Raw genomic sequence first — 22,727 nt, forward strand, 5'->3', positions numbered from 1 at the left:
TGGGGTTCAGGGCTGGGGGTGGGCCGGCGTCGACGCCGGCCGGAATCACTTGAGGACGTAGATGACCATGAACAGCGCGATCCACACCACGTCGACGAAGTGCCAGTAGTAGGACGTGACGATGGCCGTGGTCGCCTCGTGGTGGCCGAACCTGCGCGCGGCGAACGAGCGGCCGAGCAGGAACAGGAAGGCGATGAGGCCGCCGATCACGTGGAGGCCGTGGAAGCCGGTGGTCAGGTAGAAGACCGAGCCGTACGCGCTGGACGAGATGGTCAGGCCCTCGTGCACGAGCTCCGTGTACTCGAAGATCTGACCGCCGATGAAGAACGCGCCCATGAGGTAGGTGAGCGTCATCCACTCGTTCATGCCCCAGCGGTTCACCGCCAGGATCGAGCCCGTGCGCACCGGCTGGAACCGCTCGGCGGCCCAGACGCCCATCTGGCAGGTCACCGACGACAGCACCAGCACCGTGGTGTTGATGGTCGAGAACGTGATGTTGAGCTTGTCCGCCTGCGCGGCCCACTCCGCCTCGGGCATCACCGAGCGCACGGTGAAGTACATCGCGAAGAGGCCCGCGAAGAACATCAGCTCGCTGGCGAGCCAGACGATCGTCCCGACCGACACGGGGTTCGGACGGTTGACGCTCACGTGCTGGTGGGCATGGGGGGCTGCAGCCGTTGCGGTCGACACGTCAGCCATTATGGCCGACATACGCCCGGTTCGAGCCACCCGAAGGGGTGCTTCGTGGAGATCGGGTCCACAGAATCTGCGAGATCTCGCCACTCGGCCCGCACGATCTGACGCTTGTTCGGACAATGCCAGGAAAACACCACGTTGGGCGGCTGACCGAGGTGACACGGTTGTGCCACGATGCCAGCAAACACCGGCGGTGCGAGGGGTGCGACGCGGGCGGCGCAGCGCCGCCCGTCCCGGACCCGCCCGGTGCCGGCCGCAGCGCCCGATGCCGTGCTCATCTGCGAAGGGAAGTCCCGATGACCCACCAGCCGACGGACCCGAGGAGCGGTCCCCGCATCCTGCTCTACAGCGACGACCGCACAGTGCGCGAACAGGTGCGGCTCGCGGTGGGCCCGCGGCTGCGCGCGCACGCGCCGGAGATCGCGTGGACCGAGGTGGCGACGCCGGCCGCCGTCGTCGCGCACGCCGAACGCGGGCGGTGGGACCTCCTCGTCCTCGACGGCGAGGCCGACAAGGCCGGGGGCATGGGGCTGTGCCGGCAGCTGAAGAACGAGGTGTACCGCTGCCCGCCCGTCGTGGTCCTCACCGGCAGGCCCGACGACGGATGGCTAGCATCGTGGTCGCTCGCCGACGCCGTGGTGCCGCGGCCGCTCGACGCCATCGAGCTGCAGCGCACCCTGGCCGGCTTCCTGACCGCCGCCGCCTGACGCGTCGCGGGGCACGTCGCCCCGGCCGCGAGCGGGCACCCGAACCGAAGGGACCATCGTGGCCACGACCGAACCGGACGACCTCACCTGGCCCGGCATCCTCACCGAGCTGGTCGCAGGCCGCGACCTCACGGCCCGGGAGACCGCGTGGGCGATGGACCAGGTCATGTCCGGGGACGTCCCGCCCACCCGGCTGGCGGGCTTCCTGGTAGGTCTGCGCGCCAAGGGGGAGACGGCCGCGGAGCTGACCGGCCTGGCGGACGCGATGCTCGCCCACGCGACGCGCATCGAGGTGCCCGGCCCGGCCGTCGACATCGTCGGCACGGGCGGAGACCGCCACCACACCGTGAACGTGTCGACGATGGCCGCCGTGGTGATCGCCGGCACCGGGGTGCGGGTCGTCAAGCACGGCAACCGCGCCGCGTCGTCGTCCTCCGGGTCCGCCGACGTGCTCGAGGCGCTCGGCGTCCGGCTGGACCAGCCGCCCGCGAAGGTCGCCGCGCTCGCGCAGGATGCGGGCATCACGTTCTGCTTCGCGGGCCTCTTCCACCCCTCCATGCGGCACGCGGCGGTCGCGCGCCGCGACCTCGGCGTCGCGACCGCCTTCAACTTCCTCGGGCCGCTGACCAACCCCGCGCAGCCGCGCGCGACGGCCGTGGGCTGCGCCGACGCGCGGATGGCCCCTCTCATGGCCGGCGTCTTCGCGTCGCGCGGCACCAGGGCGCTGGTGTTCCGTGGCGACGACGGCCTGGACGAGCTCGCCGCGACCGGCGGAGCCACCGTCTGGGAGGTGCGCGACGGTGCCGTGCGCGAGCAGCGGCTCGACGCGGCGGCCGAGCTCGGCCTGCGGCGCATCGAGATCACCGACCTGCGCGGGGCCGACGCCGCCCACAACGCCGGCGTGGCCCGCCGGGTGCTCGACGGCAGCGAGCGGGGGGCGGTGCGCGAGACCGTGCTGCTCAACGCCGCCGCGGCCCTGGTCGCTGACGGCAGCCTGCCCGGGACCGGGGCGGGGACGCTCGTCGAACGGCTGGCGGCCGGGCTGGAACGCGCTGCCCGCAGCGTCGACGAGGGTGCCGCGGCGCAGGTCCTCGAGCGCTGGGTGGCGGCGACCCAGGCCTGACGGGCTCCGGCCGCGGGCCGATCCTGTCGGAACCGGGGTCTCGTCAGGCTCGACCGCCGGGTCGCGTCCACCGCCTCAGCGTGCCGTTGGACGCCTGAGCCTGCGGTTCCGCTACGGGCGAGTGCCTCGTTCCTCGGCCCCCACCCTGCGCTGCACCTCCTCAGGCGGTGCTGGTTGCGCCTGAGCCTGCGTTTCCGCCGCCTCAGTCGTCGAGGCCGAGGGCGAAGGCCTGCTCGAGGTCCACGTGCGAGTACGTGCGGAACGCGATGAGCGTCTCCGTGCGCACGACGCCGGGCACCTTGCTGATGCCGTCGGCGATGACGTCGGCCAGCTCCTCGTGCTCGCGGACGCGGACCATGGCGACAAGGTCGGCCTTGCCGGTGACGGAGTAGACCTCGCTGACGCCCTTGAGGTCGGTGACCTGGGTGGCGACCTCCGGGATCTGGTCGGCCTCGGTGTCGATGAGCACGATCGCGGTCAGCATGCGGCCATCGTATCGGCGTGGCGGCCGACCTGGCCGCCTTCCCCGCCGGCGCCGTCGCCGGGTTGGCCGCTGGGTTCGGCGCCGACCTCGGCCCGGACGCGGGCGAGGTCGACGTGGGCGGCGGCGGACCGCACCGGCCAGGACCAGGGGTCGCTCACGTGGACGAGGCGCACCCCCGGCTGCTCCAGCCAGTCCAGCACGAGGTCGGCCTCCTCAGGGTGGCAGGCCGGGGCAGGCGCGACGGGCGGGGCGACGGCCTCGGCCGTGGCGCGCAGGGCGTCCACCACCGGGAGCGGGTCCTCGTGCGGACCCGTCACGGCGGTGCCCGCGAGGCGCCCGTGCTTGACCACGACGAGCTCCCACCCGCCCGCTCCCGTCGGCCGCGCGGCCACCAGCTCCGCGCACCGGGAGACCGGCTGGAGCCGCTGCGCGCGGGCCGCGGCGCGGAGGAACGCGCGCAGCCGCTCGGTCACGCGGCCTGCCTCCTCGAACCGCTCCTGGGACGCGAGCAGGCCGACCCGGGCGGCCAGCGGCTCCACGACCCGCCGGGGGTCGCCGGTCAGCGCGACGCGTGCCGCACGGGCGACGTCGTCGTACGCCTCGTCGGGCGCGGCCGTGACCGTGCAGGGGGCCGAGCAACGCCCCATTCCCGCCAGGGCGCAGGGGCTGCCCGCCACCTTGGAGACGCGGGCGAGGCGCGCGGTGCACTGCCTGAGGGCGAACGCGTCGTGCAGGGCCTCGACTGCGGCCAGGGCGGTCCGTCGCGAGGTGAACGGGCCGATGTGCTCGGCCCCGTGCCGGACGTCGCGCACGACCGACAGCCGCGGGTACGGCTCGTCGGTCAGCCGGACCCAGGTGGCCCGCTCGGGGTGCTTGGAGCGCCGGTTGTACCGGGGCGCGTGCTCGGTGATGAGCCTCAGCTCGCGGACCTGCGCCTCGAGCGCTGTGGCGCAGACGACGGGCGTGACGGCGTGCGCGATGCGGAGCATCTCCGTGATGCGCGCGCGCTTCTCGGAGGCGGTGAAGTAGGAACGTACCCTCCTGCGGATGTTCGTCGAGGTGCCGACGTACAGCACCTCGTCCCCCGGGCCCCGGAACAGGTACACGCCGGGCGCCTCCGGGAGGCCGTCGGCCAGGGTGCGTTTGCGGCGCACGTCGGCCGGCACGGGGTCTGCGGCCGTGGCGAGGTCCTCGAGGTGCGTCACGCCGAGCGGCGCGAGCCGCTCGAGCAGGGCGTGCAGCACGTCCACCGTGGCCCGGGCGTCGGCGAGCGCGCGGTGCTCGGGCGTGACGCGGGCGCGGAACAGCGCCGCGAGCGTGGACAGCTTGTGGTTCGGGGCTTCGTCGCGCGTCACGACCCGGCGGGCGAGCGGCACCGTGTCCACCACGCGGTACCCGGGCCAGTCGTAGCCGAGGCGCTCGCACGCGTCCCGCAGGAAGCCGACGTCGAACGGGGCGTTGTGCGCGACCAGCACGGCGTCCCGGGCGAACTCGAGGAAGCTCGGCAGCACCAGCTCGAGCGGGGGAGCGGTGGCGACCATCGCGGTGGTGATGCCGGTGAGCCGGGCGACGAACGCCGGGACGGGCCGGCCGGGGTTGACCAGCGACTGCAGCTCGCCGAGCACCTCGCCGCCGCGCACCTTGACGGCGCCGATCTCCGTGATCCAGCTGTCGGCGACGCGACCGCCGGTCGTCTCCAGGTCCACGACGACGAACGTGACGTCGCGGAGCGGGGTGCCGAGCTCCTCGAAGGACGGTTGGACGGCGGTGTCGCTCGGCATGCCCGGGACGGTAGCCGGGGCCACCGACATGGCCCGCGAAGACGGGTCGAGCCCGCCGAGACCGGGTCTCGACGGGCTCGAACGGCGCCCTCTGGCGGCGGGTCAGCCCGCCGACGTCTGCCGGGTGTCGACGTACAGGTCGTCGATCTCGGCCGCGAAATCCTTGACGAAGACGTGGCGTCGCACGCTCTGCTTCGGCGTCAGGTAGCCGTTCTCGACCGTGAGGTCGCCGGGCAGCACCGCGAACTTGCGGATCGACTCCGCCTTCGACACGGCCTGGTTCGCCCGCGTGACGGCGGCGTCGATCGCGGCGAGCACGTCGGGGTCGGTCGAGGCCTGCTCGGGCGTCATCGCGGGCTTGTCGTGCATCTTGAGCCAGCCGGGCAGGCCCTCGGCGTCGAGCGTGACGAGCGCACCGATGAAGGGGCGGTTGTCCCCGACGACGACGCACTGGCTGACGAGCGCGTGCGCCCGGATGCGGTCCTCGAGGAGGGCCGGGGCGACGTTCTTGCCCCCGGCGGTCACGATGATCTCCTTCTTGCGCCCCGTGATGGTGAGGAAGCCGTCCTCGTCGAGGGCGCCGAGGTCACCGGTGCGGAACCAGCCCTGGTCGAAGGCCTCCGCCGTCGCCTCGGGGTTGCCGTGGTAGCCGCGGAAGACCTGGATGCCGCGCAGCAGGATCTCCCCGTCGGGGGCGATCTTGACGCCGCAGCCGGGGAGCTGCGGGCCGACCGAGCCGATCTTGGTCGCGCTGGGCCGGTTCACGCTGGTCGGTGCCGTGGTCTCGGTGAGCCCGTAGCCCTCGAGAACCGACAGCCCGAGGCCACGGTAGAAGTGCCCGAGCCGCTCGCCGAGCGGGCCGCCGCCTGAGACGGCGTATCGCGCCTGCCCGCCGAGCACCGCGCGCAGCTTGCCGTACACGAGGGCGTCGGCGAGCTTGTGCTGCAGCCGCAGCCACGCCGACGGGCCCTTCGGGTCGTCGAGGGCGCGGGAGTACGCGATCGCCGTCGCCGACGCCCAGTGGAAGATCTTGAGCTTGCCGCCGGCCGCGGCCTTCTGCTCCGCCGAGTTGTAGACCTTCTCGAACACCCGCGGCACCGCGAGGATGTACGTGGGCCGGAACGTGCCGAGCCCCTCGGTCACGGTCTTGAGGTTCGCCCAGTGGCCCAGCACCGTCCCGCTGGCGACGGCCAGGATCTCGACGTACCGCGCGAAGACGTGCGCCAGGGGCAGGAACAGCAGGGTGCGCCCGCCGTCCTTGAAGACCTCGGGCACGGCGGCCACGGCGTTGACCGCGAGCAGGCTGAGGTTGCCGTGCGTGATCTCGGCGCCCTTGGGGCGGCCCGTCGTCCCGGAGGTGTAGATGATGGTCGCGACGTCCTCGAGGTTCGCGATCGCGCGGCGCCGGGCGATCTCCTCGTCCGGCACGTCGGCTCCGGCGGCGGTGAGGTCCGCGATCGCGCCGTCGTCGATCGTCAGCACCTCACGCAGCGCGGGCGCGTTCGCGGCGACCTCGCCGACGGTCGCGGCGAGCTCGGCGTTCTCGACCACCAGCAGCGTGATGCCCGAGTCGGTGAGGATCCACTCGACCTGTTCCGCCGAGGAGGTCTCGTAGATGGGGGTGGGCACCGCCCCTGCCGCCCAGGCCGCGAAGTCGAGCAGCGTCCACTCGTACCGCGTGTGAGCCATGATGCCGACCGGCTCGCCCGGCTGGACCCCGTGCGCGACGAGCCCCTTGGCCACGGCCACGACCTGCGCGTCGAACTGCGCTCCCGAGACGGTCTCCCAGCCGTCGCCGGCGGGGCGTTCCGCGAGGGGCGCGGCGGGATCCTTGGCGACCCGCGTCGCGAGCAGGTCGTTGAGGTTCGAGGTGGCAGGCAGCTCGACTGCCTGCGGGAGGGTGATCTCGTCCATGCTGACTCCAGTGGCAGGGCTCGTCCGTGGCGGTCACGATACCGGGTCTCAGGGGGTGCTCCGAGACCCGGGTCACAAGAACCGGACGACCTCGCTACCGGGTCCGGCACATCGCTAGTCTGGACCCTGCGCGCCCGGCGCGTCTTCTCCCGTCGCGCCGCCGCGACGGTCCCGACGAACGAAATCGCGAGGTCTACGCATGCACGCCATCGGAGTCGACATCGGCGGCACCAAGATCGCCGTCGGCGTGGTGGACGAGGCGGGCACGATCCTCGCCAAGGTGCGTCGCGAGACGGTCGCCGACGACGTCGCCGACATCGACCGCGCCATCGCCGACGCCTGCACCGAGCTGGCGAAGGAGCACGAGGTCGGCGCGATCGGGCTCGCCGCCGCCGGCTTCGTCAGCCCCGACCGGCGCTCCGTGCTGTTCGCCCCGAACATCGCGTGGCGCGAGTACCCGCTGGCGGAGCGCATCGAGAACCTGATCGACGACCTCGACGTCCCCGTGGTGGTGGAGAACGACGCCAACGCCGCGGGCTGGGCGGAGTTCCGCTTCGGTGCCGCCCGCGAGGCGACGGACATGCTCATGCTCACGGTCGGCACGGGTCTCGGCGGCGCCGTCGTCGTCGACCGCGAGCTGGTGCGCGGCAAGTGGGGCGTCGCGGCCGAGGTGGGCCACATGCGGGTCGTCCCGGGCGGGCACTACTGCGGCTGCGGGCACGAGGGCTGCTGGGAGCAGTACGCGTCCGGCACGGCGCTGGTGCGCGACGCGCGCCAGGCGTCCGTCGCGCAGCCGGACCGGGCCGGGCGCCTGCTCGAGCTCGCCGGCGGTGACGCCGCGGACATCTCCGGCCCGCACGTGACCCGCGCCGCGCAGGAGGGTGACGAGCTCGCGGTCGAGCTCCTCGCGACGCTCGGCCGGTGGATCGGCGAGGGGTCGGCGTCCGTCGCGGCCCTGCTCGACCCCGAGCTGATCGTCATCGGCGGTGGCGTCGGGGCGGCGGGCGACCTGCTGCTGTCGCCGGTGCGCAAGGCCTACGAGGCGCAGCTCTCCGCGCTCGGGCACCGTCCGGTCGCGCAGATCGAGGTCGCCCAGCACGGCAACGAGGCGGGCATCATCGGCGCGGCGGACCTCGCACGGCGCTGATCGCGCGCGTCCGCCGCCCGGTCGGCCGCCGGCCCGGTCGGACGACGGCCGGTCAGACGACCGCGCCGGTGTCGTCGTCCTCCGGGTCGCGGCGGTGCGGCATCCGCCACAGCAGCACCGCGACCGCGGCGAGGAAGAGGACGCCGCCCGCGGGGCCCAGCCAGCCGGGCAGGTGGAGCGAGGGCAGCAGCGCGCGCACGACGACGAGCACGACCGTGAGGATCGGGACGCCCGCGACCGCGGCCCACGCCATGGTCAGCAACGGGTCGCGCGACAGGACCGGGTCCGGCTCCGGCGGGGTGAAGTGTGACTCGGCGTCCTCGAGCGCCTCGACCTCGGGCGTGAGGGGCCAGTCCCGGGGCCCGGCCGCCCGGGAGAGCGGTGCGGGGTCGGCGGCCGGTGCGGGGGCTTCGGCGGCTGCGCCGTCGTCGTCGCCGCGGCTCGGTGCCGTGCCCGACGGCGCGGCCCCGGCCGGCGCGTCCGGGCGGTCCAGCGCGCCGAGCTGCGCGACGATGTCGGCCCAGCGCGCCTCCACGGCGGCGTCGGGGAGCTCGTCGGGCGTGTCCGGCTCGGCGTCCGGGTTCGGTGCGGCCATGGGTTCACTCTATTGTCGTGGGCGACGCCTTGCGGAAGGCAGGGGTGGACCCCGCCGGCGTGCGACGCCGGTGGGCGGCAGAGGTGACCGCGGGGCACAGGGCGAGGAGGACCGTTGTTCTACTGGATGATGAAGAACGTGCTGGTCGGGCCCTGGCTCCGGCTCGCCTTCCGCCCCTGGACCAGGGGAGTGGAGAACGTGCCGACGTCCGGGCCGGCCATCCTCGCGAGCAACCATCTCGCCGTCATCGACTCGTTCGTGCTCCCCCTCGTGCTCGAGCGACAGGTCCAGTTCCTCGGCAAGTCGGACTATTTCACCGGCGGCGGGGTCCGTGGCCGCGTCGTCGCCGGGTTCATGCGCGGTGTGGGCACCATCCCCGTCGACCGGTCGGGCGGCAAGGCGAGCGAGGCAGCGCTGCGCACGGGCCTGCGGGTGCTCGACGAGGGCGACCTCTTCGGCATCTACCCGGAGGGCACGCGCAGCCCGGACGGCCGCCTCTACCGGGGCAAGACCGGGGTCGCCCGACTCGCTCTCGAGTCCGGCGCCCCGGTGATCCCGGTGGCCATGGTGGGCACCGACGTCGCGCAGCCGCTCGGCCGGGCTCTCCCCAAGCCGATGCCGATCGGCATCGTCATCGGCGAGCCGCTCGACTTCAGCCGCTACCGCGGGATGGAGAACGACCGCTTCGTGCTGCGCTCCGTCACCGACGAGATCATGTACGCGATCCTGCGTCTGTCCGAGCAGGAGTACGTGGACGTCTACGCCGCGACGATGAAGGCGCGCCTCGCGACCGCGGCGCAGCACCCCACACCGCCCGGGGAGCCGGCCACCGGTCCCTGACCCGGTCGCGGGCCCCGGCGTCGGCCTCAGGCGACCGTGAGCCGGAGCCACGCGTCCGCCGGCAGGTCGGGGCGACCGGGCACGGCCCGGTGCTCGAGCGACCAGTCGTCGCCCGCGACGTCGGTCGCGACGCGCGGCCAGAACGCGGCCGCGCCCGCGTTCGCGTGCTGGAACGCCACCTCCCAGGGCCCGGGCACGTCCCGCAGCACCGCGGCGGCGACATCTCGCCCGACGCCCTGCCGGCGGGCGGCCCGCGCCACGAAGAACGCCGACAGCACCCGCACCGGCGCGTCCAGGCTCCGGACCAGCGCGAACGCCACCGGCCGGTCGTCGAAGGACGCGAGGTGCGCCCGCCAGCCCGGCCCGTCGGCGTCGTCGCGGCCGAGGTCGTCGAGCGCCGCGCGCAGGCGCTCGTCGCGGAAGCGGCCGTCGGCGCGGGGCAGCTCGCCCGTGACCTCGGACAGGTCGTGGCGGAAGAGCAGCCACAGCCGCTCGAGGACGTCGCGGTCGGCCGGGGTGGCGCGGCGGACGCGGGGACGGGGCAGGTCGGGGAGGGCGCTCGTCGGCGCCGACGGTGTCGTCATACGCAAGAGCCTCCCGGCGCCGGAAGGCGGGGAGGCTCGGGAACATCATCGCACGGCCGGGCCGTGGGGCACGTGGCGCGCTCGCCCGGCGGACGGGCGGGGCCTCGGTGCGGGCGGTGCTCCTAGGATGGGAGAGCTTCCGTCCCCCACCGAGAGGTACCCCTGTCATGTCGGTTCGTCGCGTGGCTCTCCTGACCGCCGGCGGCTTCGCGCCCTGCCTGTCCTCCGCCGTCGGCGGCCTCATCGAGCGGTACACGGAGCTCGACCCCACGATCGAGATCATCGCCTACCAGTACGGCTACCACGGCCTGCTCACCGGCACGAAGATCGTGATCGACGACGAGGGTCGCAAGCAGGCAGGCATCCTGCACCGCTTCGGCGGCTCGCCCATCGGCAACTCGCGCGTCAAGCTCACCAACGCCGCCGACTGCGTCAAGCGCGGTCTCGTCGAGGAGGGGCAGAACCCGCTCGAGGTCGCGGCCGAGCGGCTCAAGGCCGACGGCGTGGACGTGCTGCACACCATCGGCGGCGACGACACGAACACCACCGCGGCGGACCTCGCGGCCTACCTGCACGAGAACGGCTACGAGCTCACCGTCGTGGGCCTGCCCAAGACGATCGACAACGACGTGGTGCCGATCCGCCAGTCGCTGGGTGCCTGGACCGCGGCCGAGGAGGCCGCGGGCTTCGCCGCCAACGTGATCGGCGAGCACCGCTCCGGCCCGCGCATGCTCATCGTGCACGAGGTCATGGGGCGGCACTGCGGCTGGCTCACGGCGGCCACGGCCAAGGAGTACCGCACGTGGCTCGACGCGCAGGAGTGGGCGCCGGCCCTCGGCCTGACGCGCGAGCGCTGGGACGTGCACGCGGTGTTCCTCCCGGAGCTGGAGATCGACATCGACGCCGAGGCCGACCGCCTCAAGGCCGTCATGGACGAGATCGGGAACGTCAACATCTTCCTGTCCGAGGGCGCGGGCATGAACGAGATCGTCCAGCAGCTCGAGGCCGCCGGCGAGGAGGTCCCGCGCGACCCGTTCGGCCACGTCAAGCTGGACACCATCAACCCCGGTCAGTGGTTCGCCAAGCAGTTCGCCGAGAAGCTGGGCGCCGAGAAGGTCATGGTGCAGAAGTCCGGGTACTACTCGCGCGCCGCGGCCGCCAACGCCGAGGACCTGCGCCTCATCAAGTCGATGACCGACCTGGCCGTCGAGTGCGCGCTGCGCGGGGAGCCCGGCGTCATCGGCCACGACGAGGAGGACGGCGACCGCCTCAAGGCGATCGCGTTCCCGCGCATCGCCGGCGGCAAGGCGTTCGACGTCGCGCAGCCGTGGTTCGGCGAGATCCTCGAGGGCATCGGCCAGCCGCTGGTGCCGGCGAAGGCCGCCGCCCACTGACCCGGCACGGGCCGGCGCCCGCGCGGCGCCGGCCCGGTCCGTCCGAGGCAGTACCGACCCCGCACCGTGCAGGAGCGCAGACTCGCATGACGACCGCCGTCGACACCGTCCCGCCGGGGAGCGATCCCGAGGGGCTCGACCGCTTCCGGTTCCTCGAGGCACGGCAGCAGCCCACGTGGCCCGACGCGGGGGCGCTCGCCGCCGTGGCGGGGCGGCTGGGTGTCGCCGCGCCCCTGGTGGTGCCGGCGGAGTCGGAGCGGCTCACCGCGCGCCTTGCCGCAGCCGGTCGCGGCGAGGCGTTCCTGCTGCAGGGCGGGGACTGCGCCGAGACGTTCGCCGACGCGAGCGCGACGCGCATCCGCAACAAGGTGCGCACCATCCTGCAGATGGCCGTGATCCTCACGCACGGGGCCAGCACCCCGGTGGTGAAGATGGGCCGGCTGGCCGGCCAGTACGCCAAGCCGCGCTCGTCGGACACGGAGACGCGCGACGCTGTGACGCTCCCGGCGTACCGCGGGGACATGGTCAACGGGCACGACTTCACGCCCGCCGACCGCACTCCCGACCCGCGCCGGCTCGAGCAGGCGTACCGGATCTCCGCCGCGACGGCGAACGTGGTGCGGGCGTTCACCAGCGGCGGTTACGCCGACCTGCGCCAGGTGCACGAGTGGAACCGCGGCTTCATGCGCAACCCCGCATACGCGCGCTACGAGCGCACCGCCACCGAGATCGACCGGGCCATCCGGTTCATGGAGGCGTGCGGCGCCGACTTCGACGCGCTGCGCACGGTGGAGTTCTATCTCAGCCACGAGGCTCTCATCCTCGACTACGAGCGGGCGCTGACACGGGTGGACCCGGGGACGGGCCGCGCCTACGACACGTCGGCGCACTTCCTGTGGATCGGGGAGCGCACCCGGCAGCTCGACGGCGCGCACGTCGAGTTCCTCTCCCGCGTCTCGAACCCCGTGGGCGTCAAGCTCGGGCCCACCACGACCCCCGCGGACGCGATCGCGCTCGCCGAGCGGCTCAACCCCGACAACACGCCGGGGCGTCTGACCTTCGTCACCCGGATGGGGGCGGGCAGGGTCCGCGACGTGCTGCCCACGGTGGTGGAGCAGGTGACGGCGGCCGGGGTCGCCGTCACCTGGGTCACCGACCCCATGCACGGCAACACGATCACGTCCGCGAGCGGCTACAAGACCCGGCGCTTCACCGACGTCCTCGACGAGGTCACCGGCTTCTTCGAGGTGCACCGCGGGCTCGGCACGGTCCCGGGCGGGCTGCACATGGAGCTCACCGGCGACGACGTCACCGAGGTGCTCGGCGGCAGCGAGGAGATCTCCGACGACGGGCTCGCGCTGCGCTACGAGACGCTCGTCGACCCGCGCCTGAACCACCAGCAGTCGCTGGAGATGGCGTTCCGCGTCGCGGAGATGCTCACCACACGGTCAGCGTGACCGTGCTGCCCTTCGGCGCCTCGCCTGTGGTGTCCTGGAACCGGACCGTGTCCAGCAGCCCCCCGAGGTAGGCGTTCTCGTCAACCTGGAACCCCGCCTTCTCCAGGGCCTTGCGTGCCTGGTCGCTGCGCATCCCGACGACGTCGGGCACGTCGACCAGCGGCGGGCCCAGCGAGAGGGTCACCGTCACCGTGTCGGTGCGGTGGGCGGTGCTCCCGTGCTCGGGCGACTGCGCCATGACGTGCCCGTCGGGAACCTCCTCGGAGTACTCGGGCTCGGCGAGCTCGACCCGGAGGCCGAGCCCCTCGAGGTCGGCCAGGGCCTCGTCCTTCTCCTTGCCGACCTCCTGGGGCACCTGGACCGGCGCGGGGCCGTCGGACACGGTGAGGCGTACCAGCAGGTCGTGCCGCTGCCGGGAGCCCTCCGGGACCGAGACCCCGAGGACGGTGCCCTCCGCGGCCTCGTCGTCGTGCACCCGTGCCGCGGGGGAGAGGTCGAAGCCGGCCGACTCGAGCGCCGCCATGGCCTTGCCGTGGTCGGCACCGACCAGCTCCCGCGGGACCGCGAGCATCTGGACGCCCCGCGAGACGACGATCTCGACGGTGCCGTCCGTGCGCACGGGCTCGCCCGGCGCGGGCTGGGTCGTGACGACCTCGCCCGCGGGCACCTCGTCGTCGAAGGCGCGGCTGCTGGTGGTCCCCAGGCCGGCCGCCTCCAGCGTCTCCTGTGCGTCGTCCGCGGGGAGGCCCGCGACGTCGGCCGGCACCGTGGTCCACGCGCCGGGCCCGTCGGCGAACCACCACCAGGTGCCGACGCCGCCGCCGCCCAGCAGCAGGAGCGGCACCAGCGTCCACGCGACGACGCGGCCTCGCCGGCGCGGCGGGCCGTCGGCGGCGTCCCAGGCCTCCGTGGGCTGCTCGACGAGGCGGTCGGTGGCGCGGTCCGGCGCCGAGACCTCCTGGAAGAAGCCGGCCGGGATCTCGTCGACGGCGTCGGTCCCCTCGTCGCCCGCCGCAGAGGTGCCCGGAGCCTCGTCGTCGGCCGGGACGGTCCGGGCGTCCGCAGGCCGGGCGGGCGGGTCGGCGCGGAGGTCGAGGACGTCGTCGGCGAGGGTGGACCGCAGCCGCTCGACCGCCTCGAGCACCGCCGCGGCGTCGGCGGGCCGCGCCCCAGGGTTGCGTGCCGTGCACGACGCGACCAGCCGGTCGACGTCGTCGGGCAGCCACGGCACGCGCTCGGACGGGGTGGGGAAGTCCTCGTGGACGTGGTGGAACGCCACCTGGAGCGGTGGCTCGCCGGCGTAGGGGAGGACGCCGGTGAGCATCTCGTAGGCGAGCACGCCCACGGCGTACACGTCCGTCCGGGCGTCGCACGCGCCGCTCGTCACGACCTCGGGCGCGAGGTAGGCGACCGTGCCGAGGATGGTGCCCGTGGCCGTCGACGTGACCTCCGTGACGGCGCGCGCCAGACCGAAGTCCGCGACCTTCACCCGGTCGCGGACGGGCGAGCGGTCGTCCCCGTCCGCGTCGTCGGCGTCCTGGGGCGCGTCGGGGTCGGCCGCGACGAGCACGTTCTCCGGCTTGATGTCGCGGTGCACGAGCTGCTTGCGGTGCGCCGCCGCGAGGGCGGCGAGGACCTGGGCGAGGACGTCGAGCGTGCGCCGTACCGTGAGCGTGCCCTCGGTGTGCAGCTCCCGCCGCAGGTTCGTGCCCGGCACGTACTCCATGACGAGGTAGCTGGTCTCGCCGTCGAGCCCCTGGTCGTAGACGGCGACGACGCCGGGGTGGGTCAGGCGGGCCGCGGCCCGCGCCTCGCGGCGGAAGCGGGAGACGAAAGCGGCGCCGTCGACCCCGTCGGCGAGGTGCGGGTGCATTACCTTGATCGCGACGTCACGGTCGAGGCGGCGGTCCGTGGCGAGGTACACGGTGGCCATGCCGCCGCGCGCGAGGCGCGAGACGATCTCGTACCGCCCGTCGACCAGGCGGCCGAGGAGAGGATCGGTCGTCGTGATGGCCACGCGACCGAGTGTAGGCGCGGGCCGCCGTACGGGGCCGTAGGCTGGCCCGGTGAGTGACGCGTCCCCCGCCCCGGCCCGCCCGACCGACCACGACGGGCCTGCCCCGCTCGACTCCCTCGTCGAGGCATGGCTGACCCTGCCCGACGTCGCCGAGGAGCTCGGCACCGACGTCGGCAAGGTCCGGCGCCTGGTGGCGGAGCGGGAGCTCGTCGGGGTGAAGCGCGGGGAGCGCAAGACGTTCCAGGTCCCGGCGGCGTTCCTCGTGACGACGGACGAGGACGGCACCCAGGTGCTGGCGGCGCTGCGCGGCACCGTGCTGGTCCTTTCCGACGCGGGCCTGCCCGACGTCGAGATCCTGCGCTGGCTGTTCGAGCCGGAGCCGTCGATCGGCACCACCCCGATCGAGGCGCTGCGCGCCGGGCGCAAGCACGAGGTGCGCCGGGTGGCGCAGACGGTCGGCTGACGGCCCGCCCCCCTCCCGGGGGAGCGGACGGTCAGGCCGCCCGCTGCACGGCCGCGTGCGCCAGGTCGACGAGCACCCGCCGGGGTTCGTCGTCCAGGTCGGCCGCGTCGAGGGCGTCCAGCGCGCTGCCGGTGAGCTCGGCGATGAGGTCCTCGACTGCGGCGAGCGCCCCGCTCGAGGTGATGACGTCGCGCAGCCGCGCGACGTCGATCGCGTCCAGTCCGGGGTCGCCCAGGCTCCGGGCGAGGAGGTCCCGGCCGTCGGGCGTGGCTCCGGACATCGTGCGGGCGACGAGGACCGTCCGCTTGCCCTCGCGCAGGTCGTCGCCGGCGGGCTTGCCTGTGACCTCCGGGTCGCCGAACACGCCGAGCTCGTCGTCGCGCAGCTGGAACGCCTCGCCGAGCGGCAGGCCCGCGGCCGACACCGCCGCGACGGCGGCGGGCGTGGCGCCGGCCAGCAGCGCGCCGAGCGCCAGGGGCCGCTCCACCGAGTAGCGCGCCGACTTGGCGCGGATCACGGTGCGCGCCCGCCGCTCGTCGGACGCCGGGTCGAGCCCCCACGGCTCGGCCTGGACGAGCACGTCGAGGTACTGCCCGACGACGACCTCGGTCTGCATGGCGTCGAAGAGCTCGCGCGCGGCGGCGGCGCGCGCGGCGGGCAGGTCCCGGACCGCCGACGCCATCTCGCGCTGGCACGCCACGAGGCACAGGTCGCCGAGGAGGATCGCCGCCGCCGTGCCGAACCGGGCGGGGTCGCCCGACCATCCGGCGTCCGCGTGCCGATGCTCGAAGACCCGGTGCGCCGTCGGGCGCCCGCGCCGCGTGTCCGAGGCGTCCATGACGTCGTCGTGCAGGAGGGCGGCGGCCTGGAACAGCTCGAGGGCGGCGCCGGCTCGCACCGCGGCGTCGTGGCCGGACCCCTCGCCGGCTCCGCCGTGGGCGCGGTAGGACCAGTAGCAGAACGCGGCGCGGAGACGCTTGCCTCCCTGCAGCAGCGCACCCACCTGGGCGGTGAGCGCGGCCGCGTCGGCGCCCACCGCGCCGACCTCCGCGGCCAGGGTCTCCAGGTGCCGTTCGAGCGCCGTGTCCACGTCGTGACGAAGGTTCTCGAGGTCGACGAGGGCGGTGGCGGTGGGCATGGCGACAGCCTATGCCGCGCCCGCTCAGATCAGCAGCGAGCCGCTCACCGTGACCAGGCGCCGGTCTCCCTCGTCGAGGACGCCGAGGAGCACGGTCTCCAGGACGGGCTTCTTGCGCCCCTTCGTGCGCGTGAACGCGGTCTGCGCGGTCAGGCCGGAGAAGGTCGCGGCCTGCGACTCCTCGAAGCCGGCGTCGAGGAGTCGCTCCGCGAGCTGGTCGATCGACTCCTGCGCGCTGCGCCCGGTGGCGAGGTTGAGCGTCACGTCGGTGAGCCGGCCGTCGCCGGGCGTGACCGAGCTGGCGAGCACCGTGGCGTCCTCGGGGGCGCCGAGCAGGTCGCGGGGGAAGTCCGGCGCGTAGCCGCCGACGGTCGTCGCGGGGTCGAAGGTGGGCAGCGCCGCCGGCGCGTCAGGGGTGTCGGAGGCACCGCCCGTCGGCTCGTCCGCGGGTTCGCCCCGCACGCCACGACCGGAGCCGGCGGTTCCCGTCGCCGACACGTTGCTGCCGCCGGTGGGCGGGGCGTCCTCGGCGTCCGCGCCCGGCTGGCAGCCGGCGGCGAGGAGCGCCACGACCGCCGTCGTGACCGCCACCCCACGGAGGGTGGCGGGGGCCGTGCGGGCAGGACGTCGCGGAACGGCGCGTCGGCCGCGGGGGAGCGGGCGGTCGGTCGGCGAGAACACGGCGCCCACCGTAGCGGCAGGCGACGGCGGCAGGCACCGCCCGGGCGGTCATGGCGAGTTCCGGGGCGCGTGACGCTGTCCCCAGGGTGAGCGCCTCCACAAGCTCCCGGCGGGGCCGCGTCGACGACGTCGGGACGCGCTGGGATCGGCGCATGCCACCGACAGTCCTGACCTCGTACGCCGTCCCTCCTCAGCCCCCCGAGCCCGCCGGGGGCTCCGCGGACCTCCCCGCGGTGCGCGTCCGCTCGGCCCGCGACCTCGTGGCGGCGGTACCGCACCTGCTCGGGTACCGGCCACACGAGAGCCTCGTGGTCGTCTGCGTCACCGACGAGTCGGTGCTCGGTCTCGTCGCACGCGTCGGGCTGGACGACCTCGCGCGCGAGGTCGTCGAACCACCGGCCGGGCGGGAGCGCGCGGTGGACCGGCTCGTCGCGGCCGCCCGCCGCGTCGGCACGACCGAGATCGTCGCCGTCGTGCACACCGCCCGCGACCCCCGCAGGATCCGCCGCACCGTCGATCCGGCTCTCGCCGCGCTCGAGCTCGCCGGCGACGTCGAGCCGTGGATCGTGACCCCCGAGGGCTACCGCGGCATCGACTGCTCCGACCCGTCGTGCTGCCCGCCGCGGGGACGGCCGTTGGCCGAGCTGGAGCACCGGGCGGTCAACGCGGCACTGGTGCTGGCCGGCCGTGCGGTCGCACCGTCCGCCGAGGAGGCCTACCGCATCGTGCCGGCGTCCGAGGCGCGGCGGTCCAGGGCCGCGCGGGCCGCGGCCCGCGCCGATCGTGCGCGCGCCGCGGTCGACGCCGCAGCCGGCGCCCTCGGCGGCCGGTCGAGCGGCGCCGCGGGCTCGCCTCCGTCGTCGCCGTCCCCGATGCCCGCCCGGACGCCGAGCTCGATGCCGAGCTCGACGAGGACCGACGCGGCGCGACGCGCCTCGTCGGGGTACGACCTGTGGTGCGACCTGGTGCGGCACGCCGCCCGCGAGCTGCGGACCGCGCCACCGGGCGGCACGGACCTCCCGCCCGCACGCCTGGGGCGACTCGCCGTGGCGCTCGCGGAGGTGCCCGTCCGCGACGCGGTCCTGCTGTCCACGATCCCCGGCGCGGACGAGGTCGCGCGACGCACGGCCCGCGGTGCCGCGGACCTGCCGGGCGAGGCGCACGCCCGTACGCCAGGCGATGCGGGGCCGGGCGATGCGGGGCCGGGCGACGCGGGGCCGGGCGACGAGGCGTTCGACGTGGAGGCGGCTACGGCCCGGGCGATCGCCCGGATCGTCGACCCGCGCGTCGCGGTGCGGCCCGACCCCGGCGCGGTGGCCGCCGCCCGCGTGGTGCTCGAGCAGGTCGTCGCGCACGTCCCACGGCGGTGGCACGCCGCGCCGCTGACGCTGCTGGGCCTGCTCGCCTGGTGGCAGGGGGACGGCGGCCTCGCCGCACACAGGCTCGCGGCGGCGAGAGCGGTCGACCCGGCCTACCGGTTGGCCGCGCTCTTCGGCGGCGTGCTGTCGGCGGCGGTCCCGCCCGGGTGGGTGCGCACCCGGGAGGTCGCCCGGGGTGCGGACGGAGGCGGTCGCGGCCTCGACGCGGCGGACCCGTCGGTCGGGTAGCGTGCCCTCATGTCGATCGTCGTCGGACTCCTGAGCACGGCCGAGGGCCAGGCAGCGCTTACGGCAGCGGTGACCGAGGCGCGCGAGCGCGCCACCGCGATCGCCGTCGTCGTCACCCGTCCCGAGGAGGACCGCGAGGCGCTGGAGTCGGTCGAGGCGCGGCTGCGGGACGCGGGGGTCGAGTCCACGGTGGTCGAGGGCACCGGCGACCTCGCCGACGACCTGGTGCGTACGGCGATCGAGTCCCACGCCGAGCTGATCGTCATCGGGCTGCGACGACGCAGCCCGGTGGGCAAGCTCATCCTCGGTTCGGGGGCTCAGCGGATCCTGCTCGAGGCGCCGTGCCCGGTGCTGGCCGTCAAGCCGTGACCGCGTGACATGACCGAGCGAGCCGGCGTGCGTGGTGTGACGCTCGTGACCACGGGCGTCGGCGGCGGACGGGAGCGTCGGCACGGAGGATTCCCGCGCCGTGCCGGGAATCTTCGTCCCGTCCCGCGCGTTGGAAAAGCACCGACGACTGAGCGACACAGGGTGAACGGGCGGGCACAGGGGCTCGCGATGCCGTGCTGTCGCGGGTGTCGCCGGTACAATATCGATGTCCGCTCGAGCCTCGACCCTCCGAGTCCCAGGCACTGACGGCGGAGCACCGTACCCTCGAATGCCGAAAGGTCGGTTTGTGGCGTCCACTGCGCAGAACCCTGCACTTCCCCGCGAGTTCGAGCACCCTGCCCTGCAGGGCCTGCTCGCTCGAGGTACCGCCGCCGGTCGTGTCGACGCCGAGAGCTTCCGCGCCGCGTGCGAGGAGGCGTCGGTGGGCGACCCGAAGCGCCTGAAGGCGGTGCTCCGGGCGCTCGCCACCGCAGGCGTGGAGATCGGCGTGCCCGCGGCCACCAAGGTCGCTGCCGCTGCCGCGGGCCGGGCCACGACCACCCGCGCGAAGGCCCCGACGTCCCGGTCCGCGAAGGCGTCCCCGGTGACGTCCTCGACGACGGCACCTGCCTCCTCGCCGGACGACGCCGAGGGTGACGAGCCCGGGGCGAAGAAGACGGCGCGCAAGCCGGGCGCCGCGGCGACGCGCTCCACCCGGTCGACGGTCAAGTCCGGCAAGTCGGCGGGCCGGTCCGCCAAGTCCGGCGACGTCGAGCCCGACGACGCGGACGACGTCGCCCCCGACGACGAGCAGGCTGACGCCGACGAGGCCACCGCCACCGGTGCCGGCTCGAAGGGCGCCACGAAGGCCGGCGGCAAGGACGGCAAGCCCGAGGACGAGGCGTCCGGCTTCGTCGTCTCGGACACCGACGACGAGGACCAGCCCGCGCAGCAGGTCGTCACCGCGGGCGCCACGGCCGACCCGGTCAAGGACTACCTCAAGCAGATCGGCAAGGTCGCGCTCCTCAACGCGGAGCAGGAGGTCGAGCTCGCCAAGCGGATCGAGGCCGGCCTGTTCGCCGAGGAGCGGCTGTCCAAGGACTACGCCGACTGGGACAAGACCAAGGCCAACGCCGACGAGCGGCGGATGTACCGCGACCTGCGGTGGATCGCGCACGACGGCAAGCGCGCCAAGAACCACCTGCTCGAGGCGAACCTGCGCCTCGTGGTCTCGCTCGCCAAGCGGTACACGGGTCGCGGCATGCTCTTCCTGGACCTGATCCAGGAGGGCAACCTCGGCCTGATCCGCGCGGTCGAGAAGTTCGACTACACCAAGGGCTACAAGTTCTCGACCTACGCCACCTGGTGGATCCGGCAGGCGATCACTCGCGCGATGGCCGACCAGGCCCGCACCATCCGCATCCCGGTGCACATGGTCGAGGTCATCAACAAGCTCGCCCGTGTGCAGCGGCAGATGCTCCAGGACCTGGGCCGCGAGCCCACGCCGGAGGAGCTCGCCAAGGAGCTGGACATGACCCCCGAGAAGGTGGTCGAGGTCCAGAAGTACGGCCGCGAGCCCATCTCGCTGCACACGCCCCTCGGCGAGGACGGCGACAGCGAGTTCGGCGACCTCATCGAGGACTCCGAGGCCGTCGTCCCGGCCGACGCCGTGTCGTTCACGCTGCTGCAGGAGCAGCTGCACCAGGTGCTCGACACGCTCTCCGAGCGCGAGGCCGGCGTGGTCTCGATGCGGTTCGGCCTGCAGGACGGGCAGCCCAAGACGCTTGACGAGATCGGCAAGGTCTACGGCGTGACGCGCGAGCGGATCCGCCAGATCGAGTCCAAGACGATGTCGAAGCTGCGGCACCCGTCACGCTCGCAGGTGCTGCGCGACTACCTGGACTGAGACGACCTGATCCGACCCGTTCGGACACGCGAGAGCCCGGCACCGGAACACTGGTGCCGGGCTCTCGCGCGTACGGGGATGTCGCAGGCGTGGTGCCTCCGCCCGGCGCGTCAGGCGCCTGAGGCGTCGAGGGCGACGGACCACCGGGCGGAGGGTGCGAGCACACCGCGCGGGTCGAGCCGCTGCCGCAGCGCCACCAGACGGTCGTACGTCGGACCGAACGCCGTGCGCACGAGGGCCGCGGAGACGGCGTCGCGCGGGCCAGCGAAGTTGACCAGCGAACCGCCGGTGCTCCACGGCACCATCGCGTCGCACACCCGCTGGAGCTCGTCGGCGACGTCCGGCGGGCCGAACGGGGCGCCGAGCGCCCCCAGGAACAACGTGAACCCGGCGTCCCGCCCGGCGACCGCGTTCGGGACGGCGGCCGGCCGGGCCACGGCGCCGCCCAGGAGCCGGATCTCGGCGGCCAGCACGGGGGAGTCCGGCGGCACGGCGCCGAGGAACGCGTCGACCGCGTCCTCGGTCAGCGTGCGGAGCAGCCCGCCCCGGTCCACGAAAGGCATCGGTTCGTCCGGATCGGCGTGGACCTCGCCGATCCGCGCGTAGGGCAGGTCACCGACCGTGTCGAGCAGGGGTGCGGCCGACCGCCGGAGCTCGTCGACCAGCGGGTCGGGCTCGGCGAGGTCACCGTGCCGCACGTACCGGACGACGAGCACGGCCCGGCCGCGCAGCGGCTCCGGCACGTCCGGCAGGGGAGGCAGGTTGAGCCGGGCGACCGAGGTCGAGACCGACTCGGGAAGGCCCGGAGTGAGGGACCGCCACCGGTGCAGCACGGCGGGCGCGTCGTCGACGTCGAACCACAGCGTCCCCGCGCGCACGGTCCGCAGCGGGAGCAGGTCGAAGGTCATCGCCACCACGACGCCGAACGCCCCGCCCCCGCCCCGCAGTGCCCAGAACAGCTCCTCGTGCTGAGTCGGGGAGGCGGTGACGAGCTCGCCGGCGGGCGTGACCACGTCGAACGCGCGGACGTGGTCGGCGGCGAAGCCGAACGTGCGTGCCAGCGGGCCGAGGCCCCCGCCGAGCGTGTAACCGACCACCCCGACGAGGGGCGAGGACCCGCACAGTCCGCCGAGCCCGTGCGGCTCACCGGCCGTGAGCACCGCGTGCCAGGTCACGCCGGGTCCGACGGTGGCCGTGCGCTCCGCGGGGTCGATCTCGAGGCGGTCGAGGGCGGACACGTCGAGCAGGACGTCGCCCGGCCCCGTGGGCGCCGCGCTGTGTCCGGTCGAGCGGACTCCGACGCCGAACCCCTGGTCCGCGGCGGCGCGGACCGTGGCGACGACGTCGGAGGGCGACGCCGCGAGCACGACGAGGGCCGGCCGGTGGGCGAGCGCGAGGTTGAAGCCCGCGAGCGCGTCGTCGTACGGCGGCTCGCCGGGAAGATGCGCGACGCCGTCGAGCGTCGGGGCGAGGGCCTGGCGCAGGCCGTGGGCCCGCGTGCGGTCTGTGGTCGAGGGGATGGTACTGGGCATCGTGTTCTCCCTGTGTGTCGGTGTACCGAGGAAGAGGGAGTCGCGGCCGGCGGGCATCGTGACAGCCGTGCGCCCGGTTGCGCCGGGTGAATCCCCGTGCTCGTCCGCGCGGGCAACCGTTCGAGTTGCGGGTCGCGGCCGGACCCGGTGCGGTGGTGACGTCACGACGAAGTGGACCGAGGAGAGGTGACAGCGTTGTCGTACCGCTCGAGATCACGCCATCCCCGCACGAGTTCTCGTCCCGCCCAGGCGCCGCCGGCATCCCGCAGACGCCGCGTGGCGGCCGCGGTCA

20 protein-coding genes are annotated in these 22,727 nt (G+C 74.3%); 10 read left to right on the forward strand and 10 right to left on the reverse strand.

Going from position 1 to position 22,727, the window contains the following annotated elements; translation table 11 throughout:
* Nucleotides 1-45: 45 nt before the first annotated feature.
* Nucleotides 46-699: an aa3-type cytochrome oxidase subunit III gene (gene ctaE / locus ABD254_RS19595; protein ID WP_344250487.1), complete on the reverse strand. Its 654-nt coding sequence runs from the start codon at nucleotides 697-699 to the stop codon at nucleotides 46-48.
* Between the two features lie 293 nt (nucleotides 700-992).
* On the opposite strand from ctaE, the gene ABD254_RS19600 reads away from it, so the two are divergent.
* Entirely contained in the window at nucleotides 993-1,403 is a 411-nt protein-coding gene (locus ABD254_RS19600; RefSeq protein WP_344250488.1) for a PleD family two-component system response regulator, read from the forward strand.
* A 55-nt stretch (nucleotides 1,404-1,458) separates the two neighbouring features.
* Nucleotides 1,459-2,526 (forward strand): anthranilate phosphoribosyltransferase, encoded by a 1,068-nt coding sequence (gene trpD, locus ABD254_RS19605; protein WP_425553884.1) that lies wholly within the window; start codon nucleotides 1,459-1,461, stop codon nucleotides 2,524-2,526.
* A 202-nt stretch (nucleotides 2,527-2,728) separates the two neighbouring features.
* Here the strand turns inward: trpD and ABD254_RS19610 are convergent, their stop codons facing one another.
* The 3 genes from ABD254_RS19610 to ABD254_RS19620 form a co-directional block, all read right to left on the reverse strand.
* Entirely contained in the window at nucleotides 2,729-3,010 is a 282-nt protein-coding gene (locus ABD254_RS19610) for an Lrp/AsnC family transcriptional regulator (protein ID WP_344250490.1), read from the reverse strand.
* Nucleotides 3,004-4,791 carry a DEDD exonuclease domain-containing protein gene (locus ABD254_RS19615; protein ID WP_344250491.1) on the reverse strand — a complete coding sequence of 596 codons (1,788 nt, stop codon included), beginning with the start codon at nucleotides 4,789-4,791 and terminating at the stop codon, nucleotides 3,004-3,006. Before ABD254_RS19615 ends, ABD254_RS19610 begins: the two co-directional genes overlap by 7 nt.
* A gap of 102 nt (nucleotides 4,792-4,893) precedes the next feature.
* Nucleotides 4,894-6,705 (reverse strand): AMP-dependent synthetase/ligase, encoded by a 1,812-nt coding sequence (locus ABD254_RS19620; protein WP_344250492.1) that lies wholly within the window; start codon nucleotides 6,703-6,705, stop codon nucleotides 4,894-4,896.
* Nucleotides 6,706-6,904: 199 nt separating this feature from the next.
* Between ABD254_RS19620 and ABD254_RS19625 the strand changes: the two genes are divergently transcribed.
* Nucleotides 6,905-7,852 carry an ROK family glucokinase gene (locus tag ABD254_RS19625; protein WP_344250494.1) on the forward strand — a complete coding sequence of 316 codons (948 nt, stop codon included), beginning with the start codon at nucleotides 6,905-6,907 and terminating at the stop codon, nucleotides 7,850-7,852.
* A gap of 52 nt (nucleotides 7,853-7,904) precedes the next feature.
* Here ABD254_RS19625 and ABD254_RS19630 read toward each other — a convergent pair whose 3' ends face one another.
* Nucleotides 7,905-8,447, reverse strand: coding sequence for a hypothetical protein (locus tag ABD254_RS19630; RefSeq protein WP_344250495.1), 543 nt, complete (start codon nucleotides 8,445-8,447; stop codon nucleotides 7,905-7,907).
* 114 nt (nucleotides 8,448-8,561) lie between these two features.
* On the opposite strand from ABD254_RS19630, the gene ABD254_RS19635 reads away from it, so the two are divergent.
* Nucleotides 8,562-9,287: a lysophospholipid acyltransferase family protein gene (locus tag ABD254_RS19635; protein WP_344250496.1), complete on the forward strand. Its 726-nt coding sequence runs from the start codon at nucleotides 8,562-8,564 to the stop codon at nucleotides 9,285-9,287.
* Nucleotides 9,288-9,313: 26 nt separating this feature from the next.
* On the opposite strand, the gene ABD254_RS19640 is transcribed toward ABD254_RS19635, so the two are convergent.
* Nucleotides 9,314-9,871 (reverse strand): GNAT family N-acetyltransferase, encoded by a 558-nt coding sequence (locus ABD254_RS19640; RefSeq protein ID WP_344250497.1) that lies wholly within the window; start codon nucleotides 9,869-9,871, stop codon nucleotides 9,314-9,316.
* A 167-nt stretch (nucleotides 9,872-10,038) separates the two neighbouring features.
* Between ABD254_RS19640 and ABD254_RS19645 the strand changes: the two genes are divergently transcribed.
* Nucleotides 10,039-11,265 (forward strand): pyrophosphate--fructose-6-phosphate 1-phosphotransferase, encoded by a 1,227-nt coding sequence (locus tag ABD254_RS19645; RefSeq protein ID WP_344250499.1) that lies wholly within the window; start codon nucleotides 10,039-10,041, stop codon nucleotides 11,263-11,265.
* Between the two features lie 86 nt (nucleotides 11,266-11,351).
* Nucleotides 11,352-12,722 carry a class II 3-deoxy-7-phosphoheptulonate synthase gene (locus ABD254_RS19650; RefSeq protein WP_344250500.1) on the forward strand — a complete coding sequence of 457 codons (1,371 nt, stop codon included), beginning with the start codon at nucleotides 11,352-11,354 and terminating at the stop codon, nucleotides 12,720-12,722.
* On the opposite strand, the gene pknB is transcribed toward ABD254_RS19650, so the two are convergent.
* Complete coding sequence (pknB, locus tag ABD254_RS19655; protein ID WP_344250501.1) at nucleotides 12,703-14,739, reverse strand: Stk1 family PASTA domain-containing Ser/Thr kinase; 2,037 nt, start codon at nucleotides 14,737-14,739, stop codon at nucleotides 12,703-12,705. The two genes, ABD254_RS19650 and pknB, sit on opposite strands and share 20 nt — an antisense overlap.
* A 49-nt stretch (nucleotides 14,740-14,788) precedes the next feature.
* Here pknB and ABD254_RS19660 point away from each other — a divergent pair, with 49 nt between their 5' ends.
* Nucleotides 14,789-15,202: an Rv2175c family DNA-binding protein gene (locus ABD254_RS19660; RefSeq protein ID WP_344250502.1), complete on the forward strand. Its 414-nt coding sequence runs from the start codon at nucleotides 14,789-14,791 to the stop codon at nucleotides 15,200-15,202.
* A 31-nt stretch (nucleotides 15,203-15,233) separates the two neighbouring features.
* On the opposite strand, the gene ABD254_RS19665 is transcribed toward ABD254_RS19660, so the two are convergent.
* Together ABD254_RS19665 and ABD254_RS19670 are read right to left on the reverse strand one after the other, a co-directional pair.
* Nucleotides 15,234-16,340 (reverse strand): polyprenyl synthetase family protein, encoded by a 1,107-nt coding sequence (locus tag ABD254_RS19665; protein WP_344250503.1) that lies wholly within the window; start codon nucleotides 16,338-16,340, stop codon nucleotides 15,234-15,236.
* 24 nt (nucleotides 16,341-16,364) lie between these two features.
* Nucleotides 16,365-16,931 (reverse strand): hypothetical protein, encoded by a 567-nt coding sequence (locus ABD254_RS19670; protein WP_344250504.1) that lies wholly within the window; start codon nucleotides 16,929-16,931, stop codon nucleotides 16,365-16,367.
* A 242-nt stretch (nucleotides 16,932-17,173) separates the two neighbouring features.
* On the opposite strand from ABD254_RS19670, the gene ABD254_RS19675 reads away from it, so the two are divergent.
* The 3 genes from ABD254_RS19675 to ABD254_RS19685 all read left to right on the forward strand — a co-directional run bounded on the left by ABD254_RS19675 (nucleotide 17,174) and on the right by ABD254_RS19685 (nucleotide 20,903).
* Nucleotides 17,174-18,628, forward strand: a complete 1,455-nt coding sequence (locus ABD254_RS19675; protein WP_344250505.1) for a DUF4192 family protein — start codon at nucleotides 17,174-17,176, stop codon at nucleotides 18,626-18,628.
* A 9-nt stretch (nucleotides 18,629-18,637) separates the two neighbouring features.
* Nucleotides 18,638-18,997 carry a universal stress protein gene (locus ABD254_RS19680; protein WP_344250506.1) on the forward strand — a complete coding sequence of 120 codons (360 nt, stop codon included), beginning with the start codon at nucleotides 18,638-18,640 and terminating at the stop codon, nucleotides 18,995-18,997.
* 307 nt (nucleotides 18,998-19,304) lie between these two features.
* Entirely contained in the window at nucleotides 19,305-20,903 is a 1,599-nt protein-coding gene (locus ABD254_RS19685; RefSeq protein WP_425553876.1) for an RNA polymerase sigma factor, read from the forward strand.
* Between the two features lie 110 nt (nucleotides 20,904-21,013).
* Here ABD254_RS19685 and ABD254_RS19690 read toward each other — a convergent pair whose 3' ends face one another.
* Nucleotides 21,014-22,435: an FAD-binding oxidoreductase gene (locus ABD254_RS19690; protein ID WP_344250509.1), complete on the reverse strand. Its 1,422-nt coding sequence runs from the start codon at nucleotides 22,433-22,435 to the stop codon at nucleotides 21,014-21,016.
* Nucleotides 22,436-22,727: the final 292 nt, after the last annotated feature.

This window comes from Isoptericola hypogeus (genome assembly GCF_039531145.1).
GTDB classification, from domain to species: domain Bacteria; phylum Actinomycetota; class Actinomycetes; order Actinomycetales; family Cellulomonadaceae; genus Isoptericola; species Isoptericola hypogeus.